This window comes from Pseudonocardia sp. Cha107L01 (assembly GCF_052566575.1).
The window spans coordinates 5,449,638-5,469,256 of sequence record NZ_CP199579.1 but is presented as its reverse complement, the minus strand read 5'-3'; the positions used below and the strand labels follow the sequence as shown (position 1 = coordinate 5,469,256).

12 protein-coding genes and 1 pseudogene are annotated in these 19,619 nt (G+C 72.7%); 3 read left to right on the top strand and 10 right to left on the bottom strand.

Annotated elements, in window-relative coordinates; translation table 11 throughout:
* Window positions 1–47: 47 nt before the first annotated feature.
* The gene (locus ACTXG6_RS25580) at window positions 48–4,043 is read right to left on the bottom strand and encodes an amino acid adenylation domain-containing protein (RefSeq protein WP_445181917.1); all 3,996 of its coding nucleotides are present in this window, start codon (window positions 4,041–4,043) and stop codon (window positions 48–50) included.
* Window positions 4,044–4,249: 206 nt separating this feature from the next.
* Here ACTXG6_RS25580 and ACTXG6_RS25575 point away from each other — a divergent pair, with 206 nt between their 5' ends.
* Both ACTXG6_RS25575 and ACTXG6_RS25570 read left to right on the top strand, forming a co-directional pair.
* A complete protein-coding gene (locus tag ACTXG6_RS25575) occupies window positions 4,250–5,974 on the top strand; it encodes an ABC transporter ATP-binding protein (RefSeq protein ID WP_445181916.1) in 1,725 nt (574 codons plus the stop codon).
* Window positions 5,971–7,698, top strand: coding sequence for an ABC transporter ATP-binding protein (locus tag ACTXG6_RS25570; RefSeq protein ID WP_445181915.1), 1,728 nt, complete (start codon window positions 5,971–5,973; stop codon window positions 7,696–7,698). Before ACTXG6_RS25575 ends, ACTXG6_RS25570 begins: the two co-directional genes overlap by 4 nt.
* Window positions 7,699–7,758: 60 nt before the next feature.
* Here the strand turns inward: ACTXG6_RS25570 and ACTXG6_RS25565 are convergent.
* Window positions 7,759–8,552 (bottom strand): annotated as a pseudogene (locus ACTXG6_RS25565) (DUF899 family protein).
* A gap of 222 nt (window positions 8,553–8,774) precedes the next feature.
* Here ACTXG6_RS25565 and ACTXG6_RS25560 point away from each other — a divergent pair.
* Window positions 8,775–9,782, top strand: a complete 1,008-nt coding sequence (locus ACTXG6_RS25560) for an iron-siderophore ABC transporter substrate-binding protein (protein ID WP_445181914.1) — start codon at window positions 8,775–8,777, stop codon at window positions 9,780–9,782.
* Window positions 9,783–9,830: 48 nt separating this feature from the next.
* Here the strand turns inward: ACTXG6_RS25560 and ACTXG6_RS25555 are convergent, their stop codons facing one another.
* From ACTXG6_RS25555 to ACTXG6_RS25520, 8 genes are all read right to left on the bottom strand, one after another.
* On the bottom strand, window positions 9,831–11,468 hold the full coding sequence (locus tag ACTXG6_RS25555; protein WP_445181913.1) for a (2,3-dihydroxybenzoyl)adenylate synthase: 1,638 nt from the start codon (window positions 11,466–11,468) through the stop codon (window positions 9,831–9,833).
* On the bottom strand, window positions 11,465–12,886 hold the full coding sequence (locus ACTXG6_RS25550) for a salicylate synthase (protein WP_445181912.1): 1,422 nt from the start codon (window positions 12,884–12,886) through the stop codon (window positions 11,465–11,467). Before ACTXG6_RS25550 ends, ACTXG6_RS25555 begins: the two co-directional genes overlap by 4 nt.
* The gene (locus tag ACTXG6_RS25545; protein ID WP_445181911.1) at window positions 12,879–13,139 is read right to left on the bottom strand and encodes an MbtH family protein; all 261 of its coding nucleotides are present in this window, start codon (window positions 13,137–13,139) and stop codon (window positions 12,879–12,881) included. Before ACTXG6_RS25545 ends, ACTXG6_RS25550 begins: the two co-directional genes overlap by 8 nt.
* Window positions 13,140–13,359: 220 nt before the next feature.
* Window positions 13,360–14,334: a formyltetrahydrofolate deformylase gene (gene purU, locus ACTXG6_RS25540; protein WP_445181910.1), complete on the bottom strand. Its 975-nt coding sequence runs from the start codon at window positions 14,332–14,334 to the stop codon at window positions 13,360–13,362.
* Between the two features lie 78 nt (window positions 14,335–14,412).
* A complete protein-coding gene (locus tag ACTXG6_RS25535) occupies window positions 14,413–15,792 on the bottom strand; it encodes a GH1 family beta-glucosidase (RefSeq protein WP_445181909.1) in 1,380 nt (459 codons plus the stop codon).
* A complete protein-coding gene (locus ACTXG6_RS25530; protein WP_445181908.1) occupies window positions 15,792–17,759 on the bottom strand; it encodes a glycoside hydrolase 5 family protein in 1,968 nt (655 codons plus the stop codon). The genes ACTXG6_RS25535 and ACTXG6_RS25530 overlap by 1 nt, the downstream gene beginning before the upstream one ends.
* Before the next feature lie 36 nt (window positions 17,760–17,795).
* Window positions 17,796–18,635 carry a carbohydrate ABC transporter permease gene (locus ACTXG6_RS25525; protein WP_445181907.1) on the bottom strand — a complete coding sequence of 280 codons (840 nt, stop codon included), beginning with the start codon at window positions 18,633–18,635 and terminating at the stop codon, window positions 17,796–17,798.
* Window positions 18,628–19,617, bottom strand: a complete 990-nt coding sequence (locus tag ACTXG6_RS25520; protein ID WP_445181906.1) for a carbohydrate ABC transporter permease — start codon at window positions 19,615–19,617, stop codon at window positions 18,628–18,630. The genes ACTXG6_RS25525 and ACTXG6_RS25520 overlap by 8 nt, the downstream gene beginning before the upstream one ends.
* Window positions 19,618–19,619: the final 2 nt, after the last annotated feature.

The following is a 19,619-nucleotide window of genomic DNA, read 5'->3' as shown; positions in this document are numbered from 1 at the left end:
ATCGCCCAGGTGCGGGCCGCACGTCGAGAACGGGGAGCTGGGAGCGGTCACCGCAGCTGGGCCGCGACCACGGCCAGCGGGCCGGGCCCGGCCATCTCCCAATGGGTGGCGTCGACCGGGTGCACCCGCACCGACCCGCTCACCCCCGGCCGCCACAGCTCGGTCAGGCCCACCGGCCTCGGCTCCCGGGTGGCCTCGAACAGCAGCAGGTCGCCCGGGTGGACCGGCAGGTCGCCGCCGCGCAGCCCGGCCGAGTGGCGCCAGCTCAGCGCCACGTTGCACAGGTCGTCGGCGCTGAACCCGGCCAGCCCGCCGGCACCCTCGGCGATCAGCTCCAGAGCCCGGCCGGGGTCCACCTCATCCTCCGCGACCTGGTAGCCGCTGACCTCGAGCAGCTGAGCCAGTCCACGCTCCAGCGACCAGTGCCCGCCGGCCGCCACCGCGCCACCGGCCGCCCCGGGGACGCCGCTGAAGTACCGGGCCGGCACCGAGTCCAGCAGGGCCAGCGTGTCGACCCGCTCGCCGTCGCGCGCCAGCTGGCCCGCCATCAGGTGCGCGACCGTGCCGCCCAGCGACCAGCCGAGCAGGTGGTACGGGCCGGACGGCTGCACCGTGCGCACCTGCGCCACGTACTGCGCGGCCATCTCGTCCAGGTCACCGGGCAGGTCCGTGCCGCCGACCAGGCTGCGTGCCTGCAACCCGTAGACCGGCCGGTCCGGCAGGTGCCGGAGCAGCCCGGCGTAGGCCAGGGCGAGCCCGCTCACCGGGTGCACGCAGAACAGCTGCGCCCCGCTCCCCCCGGTGCGCAGCGGCAGGAGCACGCCGTCGGCCAGCCGGGGTGCCGCGGCGGCCGCACCGGAGTCCAGCCACGCCGCCAGCTCGGTCACCGTCGGGTGCTCCAGCAGGGTGCGCACGGCGAGCGGGGTGTCGAGGGCGGCCCGCAGGGTCACGGTAAGCCGGGTGGCCAGCGCCGAGTGCCCGCCGAAGGCGAAGAAGTCGTCGGTGACGCCGAAGTCGGGGCGGCCGAGCACCGCCCGGAACGACTCGAGCAGCCGGACCTCGGTCGGGGTCCGCGCCGGTTCCGCCGAGGTACGCCTCGCGGGTACCGAGCCGGCCAGCGCCGCCCGGTCCACCTTGCCGGAGGGCTGGGTCGGCAGCATCGGCAGCTCGACCAGCTCGGCCGGCACCATGTGCTCGGCCAGGCGCGCACGCAGCCAGCGGCGGAGCTCGTCGGCCGAGGGTGCCGCCACCGCGCCCGCTCCCCCGGCGGCGCCGTCGGGTGCGCCCGCCGGAGAGCCCTGAGAGCTGTCGTGCGGTTCGTCGCGCGGGGCGTAGAAGGCGACCAGTCGTGGTGTGGCGGTGGCGTCGGCCGGGCTGAGCACCACCGCCTGCGCGACCCCGGGGTGCGCCGCGAGCACCGACTCGATCTCCTCCGGCTCGACCCGCATGCCGCGGATCTTGACCTGGTTGTCGGCCCGCCCGGCGAACCGCAACCGCCCGTCCGGCAGCCAGCTGGCCAGGTCGCCGGTCCGGTACAGCCGTGACCCGGCGGGGCCGAGGCCGGAGGCCACGAACCGCGCCGCGGTCCGGCGCGGGTCACCGACATAGCCGCGGCCGAGCAGCAGGCCGCCGACGTACAGCTCACCGACCACCCCGGGCGGGACCGGGCGCAGCCACTCGTCGAGCACGTACACCTGGGTGTTCGGGTTGGGCCGGCCGATGGTGGCGCCGTCGCGGCCGTGGCCGGCGCGGTAGATCTCGTGGGTGACGCCGACGGTGGCCTCGGCTGGCCCGTAACCGTGGTACATGGTGGCGTTCACGGTGGCCCGGAACCGCGCGTACAGCTCCGGGGTGAGCAGCTCGCCGCCGCACCACAGGTGCCGCAGCGAACCGGTCGTCGAGGCGAGGTCCGGCAGCTCGAGCATCGCGGCGAGCATCGAGGAGACCAGGTAGCAGAAGCTGACCTTCTCCCTGGCCATCAACCGGACCAGCGCCTCGACGTCGCGCTCCTCGCCGGGCGCGGCGATGGCCAGCACCGCACCGGTGCTCAGCGGCAGGAAGATCTCGTTGATCGAGATGTCGAAGCCGAGCGGCGCCTTGAACAGCGCCACGTCGCCCGGGCCGAAGTCGAGCAGGCCCGCCTGCCAGACTATCCGGTTCGCGATGGCCCGGTGCCGGATCATCGCGCCCTTCGGCGTGCCGGTCGACCCCGAGGTGTAGATGACGTAGGCCACCTGTTCGCCGTGGATCCGCCGCCCCGGCCCGGCGGGCACGCCAGGTTCGGCCAGGTCGACGGCCAGCACCGGGACCGGCGCCGGACCCGCGCTCCCAGCCGCGCTCCCGGCGACGCTCCCGGCCGCGCTCCCGGCGACACAGACAGCGACGATGCCCGCGTCCTCGGCCACCGACCGGACCCGGATCTCCGGCCAGTCGGGGTCCAGCGGCACGAAGGCACCGCCGGCCTTGAGCACCGCGAGCATCGCCACCACCAGCTCCGGCGAGCGGGTCAGGTACAGGCCCACCCGGGCTTCGGCGGCCACCCCGTTCTTGCGCAGCCGGTGGGCGATGCGGTTGGCCCGGCCGTCGAGCTCGCGGTAGCTCAGCCTGCCGCCCGCCCAGCTCACCGCGGTCGCGTCCGGGGTCGCGGCGGCGGCCCGTTCGACCAGGTCGACCAGGGTGTCGTCGGTGACCGGCGCGCCGGTGTCGTTCCAGCCGCGCAGCTGGTCGTCCTCGGCACCGGTCAGCGGCCGCAGCGCGGCGAGCGGGCGGTCCGGGTTCTCGGTGAGCGCAGCGGCCAGATCGGACAGCCGCGCCGCGATCTGCTCGACCTGAGCTTCGGCCAACGCCCGGGGCTGGTACTTCAACGTCATCGACAGCGCATCGCCGGGGGCCGCGACCAGCACCAGCGGGTAGTGCGTCGCGTCCCGTACCGCCCGGGGCGCCACGCTCAACCCGGTGCGGTCCACCAGCTCGGCGAGCCCGCCGCTGGGGTAGCTCTCGAACACCACGAGGGTGTCGAACAGCGGCGCGAACCCGGCGTCGCGTTGCAGGTCGGCGAGGCCAACGTGGTGCCCGTCCAGCAGCGCCGTCTGCTCGCGCTGCACCCGGTCCAGCAGCTGTCCGACGGTGTCCCCAGGGGCGAGCCGGACCCGCACCGGCACCGTGTTGATGAACAGCCCGACCATCGAGTCGACGCCGGTCAGCTCGGGTGGGCGGCCGGTGACCGTGGTGCCGAAGACCACGTCCTTCGACCCGGTCGCGGTGGCCAGCACGAGGCCCCAGAGCACCTGCAGCACCGTGTTGAGGGTGACGCCCCGGTCGCGGGCCAGCGCCACGAGCCGGGCCGAGAGCTGGGCGTCCACCGGGACCGGGCGGCGCACCGGCAGGTCGACGGTGGTGCCGGGGGTGGCGATCAGCGTCGGGCCGGCCAGCCCGGCGAGCGACTCCCGCCAGGCGGCGCGCGCGGCCGCCGGGTCCTGCTCGGCCAGCCAGGCCAGGTAGTTGCGGAACGGGCGGGCCGGTGCCAGGGCGTTCGGCGCACCACCCGAGGCGTAGAGGGTGAACAGCTCCCGCAGCAACACCGGCACCGACCAGCCGTCCAGCAGGATGTGGTGGTTGGTCAGCAGCAGCTGGAACCGCTGGTCGCCGAGCCGGACCAGCATCATCCGCAGCAGCGGGGGCTGGTCCAGCGGAAAGGGCCGGGTCCGTTCCCCGACGGCCAGCGCGCGCAGTTCGGCCCGCTGGTCGGCCTCGGCCAGGCCGGCCAGATCGACATCGCGCCACGGCAGCGCCAACCCGTCGAGCACCACCCCGACCGGCTCGTCGGTCTCCTCGGCGAGGAAGGCGGTGCGCAGTGCGGTGTGCCGCTCGAGCAACAGCTCGGCGCAGCGGTGCAGCAGGGCCACGTTCAGCGGCCCGTCGAGCTGCAGCTCGAGCTGGTAGCGGTACACGTCCGCGTCGCCGGCGGTGGCGTGGAAGAACAACCCCGCCTGCAGCGGCGAGAGCGGAACGACGTCGGAGATGCGTGCGGGAGCACGGGTCATCGGTTCCCGTCCGCCGAGCTCAACAGCTCGAGGTCCAGGCTTGTCACGTCGTCGAACTCCTCGCCCACAGTCGCTCTCCTCCTCGCTGTCCACGGCCGTTCGTCACCCGGGTCGGCGTCACCCAGGTAGTTAAACCTAGGCTTGCCTAACTATGCGGACAACTCAAGTAAGACCACAAGTCTGAGATCACTCAAGCGAGGGGGCTCATGGCGGAGACGGACCGGGACCTGGCCGAGTTGCAGCGGCCGGTACGCGGCCGGGTGACCCTCGCCGCGGCGTTCCAGGCGCTGGCCACGGCACTGTCCGTGGCGCCGATGGTGGCCGTGGTGGAGATCGGCCGGCGACTGCTCGACGGGCAGCGGGGCGGGCTCTGGCCGATCGCCTGGCTGGCGGTCGGGCTGTTCGCCGCGCGCCTGGTGCTCTACGTGCTCGCGGGCCTGATCAGTCATCTCGCCGATGCGGAGCTGGCGGTGACGCTGCGCCGGCGACTGGCCGACCACCTCGCGGTACTGCCGCTGCACTGGTTCGCCGGCGGCGTGTCGGCGAAGGTGAAGACCACGGTGCAGGACGACGTCGCCGCGCTGCACCACGCGGTGGCGCACGCCCGGGGTGACCTGGCGGCCGCGGTGACCGGACCCGCAGTGATCGCCGGCTACCTGCTGTGGGTGGACTGGCGTCTCGCCCTGCTCACCCTCGCCACCACAGCGGCGGCCCAGGTGGTGCGGATGCGGATGGCCAGCCGCTCCGCCGACCCGGTACGGCGTATCGCGGAGGCCAACGCCGAGCTGTTCGCTTCGGCGGTCGAGCTGGTCCAGGGCATCAGCGTGGTCAAGGCCTTCGGGCAGTCGCGCGCCCCCGACCGGTTCACCCGCGCCGCCGAGGCGTTCGCCGACGTCAACGACGAGGCCCAGCGGATCTTCATCCGGCAGCGCGCCTTGACCAGGGCGACGGTGGCTCCGGCGACGATCCTGTTGCTGGTCACCGGCTGTGGCACCGGGTTTGTCGCGCTCGGCTGGAGCCAGCCGGCGGACATCGTCGCGTTCGTGCTGCTCGGCCTCGGGTTGTTCGAGCTGCTCGCCCCGATCTACGCGGCGCGCGACCAGCGGCGCACCGCGCACGCCGCCGCGCGACGGGTCGCCACCCTGCTGCGCGAGCCCACGGAGCCGACCGCCGCGCACCCGCAGACCGTGCCGGACACCGCCGTGGCGCTGCGGATCGACGGGGTGAGCTTCGGCTACGCCGCCGATCGCGAGGTGCTGCACGGCGTCGACGCGGTGCTGGAACCCGGCACGGTGACGGCGGTGGTCGGCCCGTCGGGCGCCGGCAAGTCCACCCTCGGCCTGCTGCTGGCGCGGTTCTGGGACGTCGGCGGCGGCGCGATCCGGCTCGGCGGCCACGACATCAGGGACCTCGACCGCGCCCAGCTGTACCGCCGCGTCGGCTTCCTGTTCCAGGACGTGGTGCTACTGCGGCAGTCGGTGCGGGACAACATCGCGCTGGCCATCCCGGACGCCAGCGACGAGGTGGTGCGGGCCGCAGCGAAGGCCGCCTCGATCCACGACCGGATCCTGGCGCTGCCCCGTGGCTACGACTCGGTGGTGGGCGTGGACGCCCGGCTGTCCGGCGGCGAGGCGCAGCGGGTCAGCATCGCCCGCACCCTGCTCGCCGACACCCCGATCCTGGTCCTGGACGAGGCCACCGCGTTCGCCGACCCGGAGTCGGAGGCGGCGGTGCAGGACGCGCTGGCCGAGCTGGCGCAGGGCCGGACCCTGCTGGTCATCGCGCACCGGCTGCACACCATCGTCGGCGCCGACCAGATCCTGGTGCTGGACTCCGGGCGGATCACCGAGCGCGGCCGGCACGCCGAGCTGCTCGCGGCGAACGGCACCTACGCGCGGCTGTGGCGGGCCCAGTACGGCGGCCGGTCGTGATCGCGCTGCTGTTCCGCATCGGTGGCGCCCGGCTGTTGCGCCGCTACCTGCTGTCCACCACGGTCTACGCACTCAGCGAGGGCGCCGCGTTCGGCCTGCTGGTGCCCCTGTTGACCGCGCTGCTCGGCGGCCGGACCGCCGACGCGGCCCGGTGGCTGGTGCCGCTGGCCGGGTGCGTCGCCCTCGGCTGGGTCGCGCACTACGACATGGCGGTCCGCGCGCTGCGGCTGTCCTCGGCGTGGCGGCGCTCGCTGTACGCCAGGATCGGCGACCACGTGGTCCGGCTGCCGCTTGGCTGGTTCGACGACGCCCGCACCGGCGAGCTGACCCAGCTGCTCGGCCGGGGTGTCAGCACCGTGGTGCGCGCGGTCAACCTGGCCCAGACCATGATCGCCTCGGTGGTCACGCCCACGGTGATCTTCGTCTTCCTGGTGTGCTTCGACTGGCGGATGGCGCTGGCTGTGCTGGTCACGGTGCCGCTGGTGTTGCTGGTGTTCGCCGCCGCCCGCCGGCTCACCGACCGCACCGAGGCCGAGCACGACGCCGCCACCGCCGAGGCGAGCGCCCGCCTCGTCGAGTTCGCCGGGGCACAGCCGGTGCTGCGCGCCAACGGCCGGTCCCGGGGCGGCCGGGAGCTGCTCGACACCGCGTTGGCCGGGCAGCACCGGGCGGCCCGGCGGGAGGTACTGGGCGGGCTGCCCGGCCAGCACCTCGGCCAGCTCGCCATCCAGCTCGCCTTCACCGCCGTGCTGTCGGTCGGGCTGCTGCTGGCCACCGGAGCAGGGGACGTCGTCACCCCGGCCCGCGTGGTTGCGCTGCTGGTACTCGGGGTGCACTTCCTGCGGCCGTTCGAGGTGGTGGCCGGGGCGGCCAGTTCGCTGCGGGTCTGCCGGGCGGCCATGGAGCGGATCGACGCGCTGCTGGCCGTCGCGCCGCTGCCGGAACCGGCCGCCCCGCAACCGGTCGGCGAGCCGTCGATCGAGCTGCGCGGCGTGCGCTTCGGCTATGCCGCGACGCCGGTACTGGACGGCCTCGACCTGCGCATCCCGGCGGGCAGCACGACCGCGTTGGTCGGCCCGTCCGGCGCCGGCAAGACCACGGTGACCAAGCTGGTGGCCCGCTTCTTCGACGTGGACGCCGGCAGCGTGCGCATCGGTGGCGTCGACGTGCGGGAGATCTCCACCGCCGAGCTGGAGCGGAACGTCTCGCTGGTGTTCCAGGACACCTACCTCTTCGACGGCAGCATCGAGGACAACATCCGGATCGGCTTCCCGGGCGCGAGCGCCGAGCAGGTCCGCGAGGCGGCGCGCCGGGCCAGGGTGGACACGATCGCCGAGCGCCTGCCGGGCGGCTGGTCCGCCAGGGTCGGCGAGGGCGGGCGGCTGCTCTCCGGCGGCGAGCGCCAGCGGGTGGCCATCGCCAGGGCGCTGGTCAAGGACGCCCCGATCGTGCTGCTGGACGAGGCCACCTCGGCACTGGACGCGGCGAACGAGGCGGCCGTGCACGAGGCGCTGGCCGAGCTCGGTCGCGGCCGGACGCTGCTGGTCATCGCGCACCGGCTCACCACCATCGCGGGCGCCGACCAGATCGCCGTGCTGGACGGCGGCCGGGTGGTCGAGCAGGGTCGCCACGGCGAGCTGCTCGCCGAGGGCGGCCGGTACGCGCGGCTGTGGGCGGAGCGCGAACGGGCCCGGGGCTGGCGGCTGAAGGCTCACCACGACTGAGAGCGCATCGTCCGGAGGTTCCGCCCGGCACGTAACACCTTTGCCGACGCCGAAGGGCCGTCAGTGGTCGTGGCCGTCCCGGCCGAGGGTTTCCACGGGTGTTGCGCCGGGGCGGGTCCACTGCGGTACGGGGCGGCTGGTCGGGCCCCAGGTGGCAGTCCCGTCCGCGTCCGTGCGCCAGTACCAGCACGAATGGCGTCCCTCGGGCCGGCCCTCGGGGTTGTCCTCCCACGCCTCGCCGCGGCCGTAGGGCGTCATGTCGAGCAGGCCGAAGGACCCGCTGACCGCTCGTTGCCACGGCCCGTCGTGGAGTAGGTGAGGAACACGCGGTCGCCTTGTTGATCGGCGGCGCGTAGGAAGCAGGTGAGGTGACCCATGTCGCCGCCGACCGGCGCGGCCACGTCGCGCACCGAGTACCAGGGCTGGGTGTAGCCCATGAACGCGACGAACGAGGCCACCTCGTCCCAGCGGCCCGTGGTCAGGACGGCGAACGAGACACCGCGGGCACTGAGGTAGACGGCGTCCTTCAGGTGCCAGGCGGCATTGGTGCAGCCCTCGCACTGCCCCTGGTGCGGCGCGCCGTCCCACCACATGTGCTTGTAGACCACGAGCTCGTCGCGGCCCTGGAACAGGTCCAGGAACGGAACCGGGCCGTCGGGGCCGACGCCCTCGACCGTGCCGTCGAACTCCACCATCGGCAGCCGGCGGCGGGCCGCGGCAAGGGCGTCGCCCTCGCGGGTGTGGGCCTTCTCGCGGACCAGGAGCTCGTCGCGGGCGACCTGCCAGGTGGCCAGGTCAACGACGGGCGGTCGGCCGGGCAGCGAGGTGGTCGGGTCACTCGGTGTCGTCGTCATGGGTGTCCTCCGTGGTGTCTCGTGCCGGGCAGCGTCGTACGACGTCCTACGACACCAGAACAGACCCGCGACCCGGCCGGAACTCATCGCGGCGAGGCCCTCGGCCGAGCTCTTGAGCGGCTCGTCAGCATTGAATTAGGGTTGCCTCACCTATAATTGGCCCTGCCGCGCACCGACGACAGCGCCCAACCGACGCCGCACCGACGACAGGAGTCCGCCCTGATGTTCCGATGGCTCGGGGACGCCCGGCGCTGCGTCCGCCGCCCGCTCGCCGCCGTCCTGCTGGTCGGTGTGCTGGCGGCGTGCGGCTCCGGCGGGACGGGCGCGGGGCCGGCCGACAGCTCGGGCGGGGAGTTCCACGCCCGAGTCACCGGCAAGTTCGGCACCACGACGATCGACCGGAAACCGGTCCGGGTGGTGGCCATGAGCTGGACCGACGCGGACCTGGCGCTGTCCCTGGGCATCACCCCGGTCGGCATCGCGAAGGCGAACGACACCCGGGCCGGCCTCGAGCCGTGGACCGGGACGGCGCTCGGTGCCGCGAAACCGACGTTGTTCGACGTCATCGGCGGCGATCCGATCGAAGACGTGGCCAAGCTGGCACCGGATGTGATCCTGGCGACGAAGGACTACAACCTGACCCGCAGCTACCCGCAGCTGTCCCAGATCGCCCCGGTGGTGACCTACGTCGACGCCGTCAACAGCGACTCCTGGCAGCAGGGCCTGGCCAACGTGGCCACCGCCCTCGGCCGCGCCGCCGAGGGGAGGAAGGTCACCGACGACACCCAGGCCCAGATCGACCGGCAGCGCTCGGCCCACCCCGAACTGGCCGGCAAGACGTTCAGCTACGTCATCGCGCCCACCGCGGCCGGGGCGTTCACGGTCAACTCGAACCAGGACGTGTCCGCGAAGCTGCTCGCCGCGCTCGGCATGCGCCTGTCCCCCACCGTGCTGGGTCTGCCGAGCTCCGGCCTGCCGGGCAGGGCCCAGATCAGCCCGGAGAACCTGAGCGTGCTGGACGCGGACGTGGTGCTGGCCACCGGCTCCCCGGACGCGCTGGCCGACCTCGCGAAGAACCCGGTGTTCGCCAACCTGACCTCGGTCCGGCGCGGCGGTTACGTGCCGCTCGGCTACACCGCGTCGGTGGCGCTCGCGTTCCCGTCGCCGCTCAGCATCCAGTGGGCGTTGAACCAGGTACTGCCGAAGCTGGCCGCGGCGGCCAAGGCCTGAGCCCGGGACTGAGGTGCCGGGCCTGAGCCCGGGCCTGGGTAGAAGTACTCAGAGACCGGCGGCCAGCTCCCGTTTGTCGATCTTGCCGACACCGGTGAGCGGCAGCTCGTCGCGTACCACGAGCTTGTCCGGGTTGAAAAACTTGGCCAGCCCGCGCTCGGCGAGGAACGCCCCGATCTCCCGGAGCTTCGGTGCCCGCTCGACGCCCGCCTCGAGGGTGACGACGGCGTAGACCCGCTCGCCGACGCTCTCGTCCGGAACCCCGAGCACCGCCACCTGGGCGATCGCCGGGTGCGCCAACAGGTGCTCCTCCAGCGCCGCCGCCGAGACGTTCTCGCCGCCGCGGTTGATCACGTCCTTGCTCCGGCCCTCGACCACCAGGTGCCCGCTGGGTAGCCGGCGCACCAGGTCACCGGTCCGGTAGAAGCCGTCGGCGGTGAACGCGGTGGCGTTGTACTCCGCCGCCCGGTAGTAGCCGCGCAGCGTGTACGGCCCCCGGGTCCACAGCTCGCCGACCTCACCCGGCGGCACCGCCGTACCGCAGCCGTCGACCACCCGGATCTCGTCGGCGGGCGACAGCGGCCGACCCTGGGTACCGGCCACCAGTTCGTCGGAGTCCCCGGCCCGGGTGAAGTTGAGCAGCCCCTCGGCCATCCCGAAGACCTGCTGCACCGCGCAGCCCAGCGCCGGCGGGATGCGCCGGGCCAGATCCGCGTCCAGCTTCGCGCCGCCGACCTGCAGCAGCCGCAGGCTGGACCGGTCGCGGGTGTCCCAGGCGGCGGTCTCGACCCACATCCTGGCCATCGGCGGCACCAGCGCGGTCACCGTCACCCGCTCCCGCTCGATCAGCCCGAAGCAAACGTCCGGACTGGGTCCCGGTGCCAGCACGACGGTGGCGCCGACGCCCAGCGCACCGAGCAGCCCGGGGCAGGCCAGCGGGAAGTTGTGCGCGATCGGCAGGCTGGCCAGATAGACGTCGTCGCTGGTCAGCTCACAGACCTCGGCGCTGCCCCTGGCGTTGTAGGCGTAGTCGCGGTGGGTCCGGGGAATCAGCTTGGGCTTGCCGGTGGTGCCGCCGGAGATCAGCAGCACCGCCACCTCGCCCGGGTCGACCTCGGGCAGCGGCACCGACGGCCCGGCGGGCAGCGCGTCGAGGCCGGTGAACTCGCCGGGGTCGCCGGCCACCAGCACGTGCCGGAGCGAGGGCACCGCCTCGGTGACACGGGCGGCCAGCTCGCGGTAGTCGAAACCCTCGTGCCGGTCCGGGATCAGGTACGCCACCGCGTCGGACAGGCGGGCGAAGTGCTCGATCTCGACGAACCGGTGGGCCGGCAGCGCGAGCACCGGCACGGCGGCGCAGCGCAGCAGGGCGAACAGCGCCACCACAAAATCGACGGTGTTCGGCAGGTGCACCACCACCCGGTCGCCGGGTTCGATGCCCAGCCCGCGCAGCCCCGCCGCGGTCTCGTCGGCCCGCCGGTCCAGCTCCGCGTAGCTCAGCCTCGGCCCGTCCGGGCGGCCGTCCACCACCGCCACCGTGTCGCCGGAGCGCGCCGCCCAGGCCCGCAACAGCCCGCCCAGCGTGTCCGGCCGCCAGTAGCCCGCGTCCCGGTAGCGCTCGGCGAGCTCGCCCGGCCACGGGGTGAACCCGTCCAGCACCGGCACGGAGCCAGCGGGCACGGTCACGGGACGACCACCGGGCTCTCGACCGGCGCCCGCTCGGCCACCGGCACCAGGAACCGGCTGATGCTGCGCAGCTTCTCCCTGGTCTCCTCGAACTCACGCTCCGGGGTGGACTGCTCGACGATCCCGGCACCGGCCCGCAGCCAGGTGCGCCCGTCCCGCTGGAAGACGGTGCGCAGCACGAGCGCCGCGTCCAGCGCGCCCTCGGCATCCGCCACGAGCACCACTCCGCTGTACAGACCGCGCTGTTCCGGCTCGTACCGGGAGATCGTGCGGCAGGCCGGCGCCTTGGGCAGCCCGGAGGCGGTGACCGCCGGGAACAACCCGGCCAGCGCGTGCCAGCCGTTGCGACCGGTGGCGAGCCGGCCGGACACCCGGGACGCGAGGTGCTGCACACTGCCCCGCCGGCGCACCCCCATGAACTCCTCGACCAGCACCGAACCGTCCGCGCAGACCTCGCGGAGCTCCTGCTGGGCGCCGTGCACGGAGACGGCGTGCTCGTAGATCTCCTTCGGGTCGTTGAGCAGCTCGGCGCGCAGTAGCGCATCCTGGCCAGGGTCCCCGGTCAGTGCCCTGGTGCCGGCCAGCGGCTGGGTGGACACCGTGCCGTCCGCCTGCACCTCGACGACGGTCTCCGGACTGAACCCGGCCGCGCGCAGGTCGCCGAGGTCGAGCAGGAACGAGCGCGCCGGCGTGTTGCCCCGCCGCCCGGCCCGGTACGAGGCGGCCAGGTCGACCTCCCCGTCGACCGGCACCACCCGGGACAGGATCACCTTCTGCAGCTGCCCGGCCCGGATGTCGCGGACGGCGGCGGCCACGGTGTCCCGGTAGGCCTCGCCGCCGGCCAGGTCGTCGCTCATCGCCGCGCCGGGCACCCGCACGGGCACCTCGGTCAGCCGCTCCACGTGCCCGCACAGGTCGGCCAGATCCGCCAGCCGCAGTGCCCGCAGCTCGGCGTTTCCGGCGGTCAGCCGGGCCTCCATCGCCGGCACCACCAGGTGCCCGAGCGTGGCATCGCCGGCCGCCTCGGGGATGCCGTGCAGCAGGTAGCTGAGCTCGAAGCCCAACCAGCCGTACACCCGCCAGTCCGGGATGCCGGTCTCCGCGAGCAGCTGGCGGACCTGCTGCAACGGCTGCTCACCGGTCGGTACCCGGTGCCAGCCGGCAGTGCCGCCGCCGAAACCGCCGCCGAAACCGCCGCCGAAACCGCGCAGTCGGATCTCGTGGCGGTTCACCACGATCTCGGCGGCCGCGCCGAAGCCGACGGCCACCTCACCCGACCGTTCGTAGAGCAGGAACGACCCGCCGACGGCCCGGGTCAGGCCGACACCGCCGGTGATCGGGTCGACGCCGAGCCGGACGCTGGTCCGGGCGTACCGCCGGTCCGCGAGCACCGCCGCGCCGTTGGCCCGCTCAGACATGGGACCGCCGCGCCGCGCTGTTGTCGGTGTCGCTCCCCGTGCCGCTTTCCATCCGGGCCACCAGGCTGGCCGGCCGCAGATCCGTCCACACGCTCTCGATGTGGTCGAGGCAGGCCTTCCGCCCGGCGGGCCCGTAGGCCTGCGACCAGCCGTCCGGCACCGCGACGAACGTCGGCCACAGCGAGTACTGCCCCTCGTCGTTCACCAGGGCGAAAAAGATACCGTTCTCATCATCAAACGGGTTGTCCGACATGTCTGTCCCTCCAACGCCGCCGCCACACAGCCCGGCGCCGCCAGGTCGCCCGGTCGCTGGGTGAGCAGTGCTAAGTGGCCTCATTATTAGGCGAGGCTAACAAAACATGCAACGCAGCCCTAAGGATCGGCGAGTGGTCGCGGCCACTCTTCCTGAGGCGACCTCAGCCGATCTCCCGGCGATCGGCGGCACCTGATCCGGACCGCCCGAGGGGGCTCGGTCAGAAGGCGATCGTGGTGCGGCCGTCCACCAGCACCCGGTCCTCGCAGTGCCACTTGACCGCACGGGCCAGCACGGTGCGCTCGATGTCGGCGCCGCTGCGGGTCAGCTCGGCCACGCTGGTCCGGTGGGTCACCCGGACCACGTCCTGCTCGATGATCGGGCCTTCGTCGAGGTCCTCGGTGGCGTAGTGCGCGGTGGCCCCGATCAGCTTCACGCCGCGGTTCTTGGCCTGCTCGTAGGGCCCGGCGCCGGCGAAGGCGGGCAGGAACGAGTGGTGAATGTTGATCACCGGTACGCCCACCCGCTCCAGGAAGTCGGCGGACAGCACCTGCATGTAGCGGGCCAGCACGACCAGGTCCACCCGGTCCCGCAGCAGGTCGAGCTCGCGCTGCTCCGCCTCGGGCTTGGTCGCCCTGCTGACCGGGATGTGCTCGAACGGAACCCCGAACGCGGCCACGTCGGCGGCCAGGTCCGGGTGGTTGGACACCACCAGCTCGACCTGCAACGGGAGCTCGCCGCGCCGGGCGCGCCACAACAGGTCGAGCAGGCAGTGGTCGTAGCGGGACACGAACAGCGCCACCCGCACCGGCCGCGCGGCGTCCCGCAGCCGGAACTCGGCGTTCAGCGGGCCGGCCACCTCCTCACTGAACGCGCGCTCCAGCCCGGGCAGCTCCTCGGCGAGCCCGGGCAGGTGGAACTCGGTGCGCAGGAAGAACCTGCCGCCCACCGGGCCGGTCGAGTACTGGTCGGACTGCACGATGTTGGCGCCCCTGCGGTGCAGGAACGTCGTCACCTGCGCCACGATGCCGGGGCCATCCACGCAGGACACCACCAGCCGGCCGATGTCGGCGTCCGGCTCGGCGGCGCGGGTACCGCCAGGCTTCGGCGCGGTGATCCCGGCCAGGCTCGGCTCGACCGGGCTCAGGCCCCCGACATCGTCACTGGCGGTACGCAGGTCCGGTACGGACGTCATAGTGCGCTAACCCTCTCCGACCAACCGCGGCACCCACGACGGCCCGCTTCCTGCCGCCGAACATACCTGGCCCGCAGGTCACCGCCCGGCGATGAGGTCCCGGTACCAGTGGTAGCTGGACTTCGGGATGCGCAGCTGCGACGGGTAGTCGACGTACACCAGCCCGAAGCGCTTCGCGTAGCCCAGCGCCCACTCGAAGTTGTCCAGCAGCGACCAGCAGTAGTAGCCCCGCACGTCCACCCCGTCCGCGATGGCGTCCCGGACCGCGCGCAGGTGCCCGTCCAGGTAGGCGACCCGCCCGGGATCGTCGACGCTCTTGTCCGGGGCCAGGGCGTCGAGGTAGGAGCTGCCGTTCTCGGTGATGTAGATCGGCGGCAGGCCCGGGTACTCGTCGCGCAGCCAGCGCAGCAGCCGGCCCAGCCCGGCGGGTTCGACCGGCCAGCCCATCGCGGTGCGGGACAGCTCGGCGGGCGGCGCCTCCACCACGTTGACGTCGGTGGCCACCCGGTACGCCGGGTCCTCGTCGGCCGTCGGCGCGTGCTTGGCGTAGGACGGGAAGTAGTTGTTCAGCCCGAGCAGGTCCAGCGGCTGCCCGATCAGCTCCAGGTCGCCGTCCCGGCGGAACGAGAAGTCGCTGATCGGCGACCACAGCTCGCGCTCCCCCGCCGGGTACCGCCCGGCCAGCAGCGGGTCGGTGAACACCCGGTTGAGCAGCAGCTCGTTGCGCGCCGCGGCGGCCACGTCGGCCGCGTCCTGGGTGGCCGGGGTGACGTGGCTGAGATTGACCGTGATGCCCAGCTGCTCGCCGCCGTGAGCCTGCGCGCGCATCGCCTGCACGGCCAGCCCGTGCCCGACCAGCAGGTGGTGCGCGGCGGCGAGCGCACCGTGTCCCTCCCGGGCGCCCGGCGCGTGCCGGCCCTCGGCGTAGCCGATGAACGAGGAGCAGTACGGCTCGTTCAACGTGATCCACATCGGCACCCGGTCGGCCAGCGCGGCGTGCACGATGCCGGCGTACTCGGCGAACCGCTCGGCGGTGTCCCGCACCCGCCAGCCGCCGGCGTCCTCCAGTGCCTGCGGCAGGTCCCAGTGGTAGAGGGTCAGGCACGGGGTGATCCCGGCGCCGAGCAGCTCGTCGACCAGCCGCGAGTAGAAGTCCAGGCCCTCGGGGTTGGCCGGCCCCTTGCCGTCCGGCTGGATCCTCGGCCAGGCCACCGAGAACCGGTACGAGCCGACGCCGAGGTCCTTGAGCAGCGCCACGTCGTCGCGGTAGCGGTGGTAGTGGTCGCAGGCCACCTCGCCGGTGTCGCCTCGGGCGATCTTGCCGGGCAGCGCGGCGAAGGTGTCCCAGATGGAGCGGCCCCGGCCGCCCTCGTCGACCGCGCCCTCGATCTGGTACGCCGCCGTGGCGGCCCCCCACACGAAGCCGGCCGGGAACGCCGGGATGTCTGTGGCTGCCACTACTTTCCCTCCACCAGTTCCAGGACCGCCGCGCCGAACGGCGGCAGCGTGACGGTGTCCACGGCCGGGCCGCCGCCCAGCGGGACCAGGCGGGCACCGGTGCGCGGGCGCACCGTGACCTCCTCGGCGTGCTGGCTCACGAACCAGCCGAAGCGGCGCCCGCCGGCGTGCACCAGGGTGTCGGTGAACACCCGCGGGTCGTCCACCACCAGCTCCCGGCGCACCCCGGCGACCTCGGCCAGCGCGTCGTAGACCCGGTAGGTCGGCTCCGGGTTCACCGCCGCCCGCGCCGAGGCCAGGTACTCCAGCGGGTAGGTGCACAGGATCGTCTCGCCGGTGCCGGTGGCGTGCCGCAACAGCGCCGGCCGACCGTGCCCGTCGACCGCGACGACCTTCGCGTCCCGGGGCTGGACCGGCAGGAACGCGCGGCTGTTCTCGTTGCCGCCGGTGGCGAACCGGAGGACCTCGCCGGCCTTGACCGAGCCGAAGTCGTCGGTGAAGTGGAACTCCACCTCGTTGTCGGGGATCGGGCTCACCAGCCCGTACGCCAGCTCGTGCTCGACGCCGAACATCTCGTCCAGCCTCGGGTGCCAGAAGGCCCGGTGGAAGTCCTGCTCGCCGGAGCAGAACGACAGGTACACGGTGGCGCCGCCGGCGGCGAGCTCGCCGAGCTGGTGCCAGGTCGGCGCGAGCAGCTGGCGCACACAGGGCAGCAGGTACAGCTTCGCGTCGCCGGCCAGCCTGTCCTCCTCGCGGGTCAGCGCCACCGGCAGGCTCGCCTCCCGCGCCGCCACGTACCCCTGGCGCAGGGTGCGGAACGCGAAGTTCCGGTCCACCGCCGTGGACACCGGGTAGTCCCGCTCCAGATAGCTGGTCACCACCAGCGCCGCCTCCGCGTCGGTGCGCTCGGTGTGCACGAAGTCGACGGCGGCCAGGGTCCGGGCGAACTCGGCGAGCTCGAGCAGCGGCGCCTTCGGCTCACCGGCGTTCGTGGTGATGCCGAAGTGCATCTCGAACGGATGGTGGCGGTACGGATCCTGCCCGGACAGGTTGTCGTAGTCGGTGTTGTTCCACGCCACCCAACCGGTAGCGCCGGCCAGCAGCGAGTTGTGCAGCTGCTGGCGGTAGTAGTGCCCCTGGTTCGGCCTCGACACGAAGTCGGTGGACAGCCCGAACTCCTCCAGGATCACCGGTTTGCCGGCCACCGAGGAGAGCTCGCAGAGGAACGCGGCGGCCAGGTGCTGGCGGATCTGGTCGGTCTCCATCCGGTAGACGTGCGGGCCGACGAAGTCCACCAGCTCGCCGGTCTGGCGCACCGAGAACCCGTTGTCCTCGCCGGTCACCTCGATCCCCCAGGCGCCGTCCCCGAGCGACACCGGCTGGGTGCCGCCGCCGGCCCGGACCGCCTGGACCATGAGCGTCGCCCAGCTGGTCACGTCCCGGGTGGGCGCGCTGGGCTGACCCCGGCGCCGGCCGTAGATGGGCATCTCGTTGCTGATCAGCCAGGCGGCAACAGCCGGGTGCTCGTGCAGCGCCGCAACCGTCCGCTCGATGAACCAGGCCTGCCTGCTGACCAGCCAGACGTCGGCGTAGAGGTCACGTTCTGTGCCATCGGGACCGCCGCCGCGCCAGGCGGGGTCCCAGTTCTCCCCGGACATGTGCCCGACGATGAAGGTCGGGATCGAGGACATGCCCTGCTCGCGGTGCGCGTCCAGGAAGTCCCGGAACAGCTCGACCTTGGCGGTGTCGATCCGGTCCGGCTCCGGGTGGAAGTCCGGCCAGTAGAAGAACGACCGGGTCTGCCGCAGCCCGTGCTCGGCCAGCACCCGCAGCTCGGCGCGCACGACGGCCGGATCGTAGTTGCGCCACATCAGCGGACCGCCGGTGCGGGACCAGAAGTTCGCGCCGAGCCAGCTGGTCGGCTCGCCGTCGACGGTCAGTTTTCTCGAGGGGCGCCGGATCGGCACGCTTCTCCCTTCAGTTGGCGGAACTGTGCGGGGCGGCTACTTCACGGCGCCGGCGGTGAGGCCCTGCACCAGGTACCGCTGCATCAGCAGGAACCCGAGCACCACCGGCAGGCTGACCACCAGCGAGGCGGCCATGATCTGGTTCCAGTAGACGGCGTTCTGGGTGGAGTACTCGGCCAGCCCGACGGCGAGGGTCTTGGAGTTCTCGTCGGTGAGCACCGAGGCGAACAGCGACTCGCTCCACGACGTCATGAACGAGTAGATGCCGACGGCCACGATGCCCGGCTTTGCGGCCGGCACGATGATCGAGAGCAGGGCCCGCACCGGGCTCGCGCCGTCCACGAGGGCGGCCTCGTCGAGCTCTCTCGGGATCGAGTTGAAGTAGCCGACGAGCATCCAGATGGAGAACGGCAGCGAGAACGTCAGGTAGGTGATGATCAGCCCGGACAGGTTGCCGTTCAGCTTGATCCCGGTGGCCTGGCCGACGTTGACGTAGATCAGGAACAGCGGCAGCAGGAACAGGATGCCTGGGAACATCTGGGTGGACAGCACCGCCATCCGGAAGATCTCCCGGCCCCGGAAGGTGTACCGGCTGATCGCGTACGCGGCGAACACCGCGATGGTCACCGAGAGCACGCTGGCGAAGCCGGCCACGACCACGCTGTTGCCGAAGTAGCGGGCCAGCGGCACCGTCCACCAGATATCCACGAACGGCCGCAGCGTGATCGTGGACGGCAGCCAATGGAAGTCGTCCTGCACGTCGGCCAGTGGCTTGAGCGACGTCGACAGCATCACGTAGAGCGGCAGCACGGTGAACAGGAACAGGAAGCTCAGGCCGACCGCCCTGACCAGCCGGTACGAGCGGGACTCATGCATCGCGGGTCCTCCTCGACGTCACCGCGAGGTAGCCGACCGTGACCACCAGCAGGAACAGCAGCAGCAGCACCGACATCGCCGAGCCCAGCCCGAAGTTCCAGGTGATGAACGAGCTCTGCTTGATGTGCACCGAGATGAGGTCCGCGCTGGCCGGCGTCGACCCGGCGAACAGCGTGTACGGCACGTTGAAGTCGTTGAACGTCCAGAGGAACAGCACCAGCACCAGCACCTGGTTGACCGGGCGCAGCATCGGCACCGTCAGCTTGCGGAACTGCTGCCACCGGTTGGCACCGTCCACCTCGGCCGCCTCGTACAGGTCGGTCGGGATGGACTGCATGCCGGCCATCAGGGTGAGCAGCGCGAACGGCCACAGCCGCCACACCCCGACCAGCGCCATGCTGAAGAACGCGCTGTCGCCGAGCAGCCAGAAGTGCTTGCCGCTGCCCAGGTGCAGTTGGGCCAGCACGTGGTTGACCAGCCCGTTGTCCTGGTTGAGCAGGAACTTCCAGACGATCACCGAGGTGAACACCGGCAGCGCGTACGGGATCAGGAAGATCGTGCGCAGCGCCGCGCGGCCGCGCATGGAGCGCTGCAGCAGCGTCGCGCCGAAGATGCCGAACAGCCAGCTGAAGCTCACCACGACCACGCTGTACGCGATCGTAATGGCCACCGAGCGCAGCAGGTCCACCCCGATCTCGCTGTGGAAGTCCAGCGAGAGCTGGTAGTTGGCGAGGCCGGCGAACGGCGCGTCGAGCCAGTGCCGCAGGTAGAACTGGTTGAGCTTGAGGAAGCTGATCACCACGCCGGTGATCATCGGGATGACGTGCACCACCAGCTCGAACAGCAGCGCGGGCGCGAGCAGCAGGTAGGGCAGCGCGCCGCCGTGCCCCGACCACCGCGCTCGGCGCCGCTCGACCGGCGGCGTGACCGGCGCCGGCGGGGAGTCGCCCGGCCGGGCCGGGGACGAGACCGGGGTCGCCATCA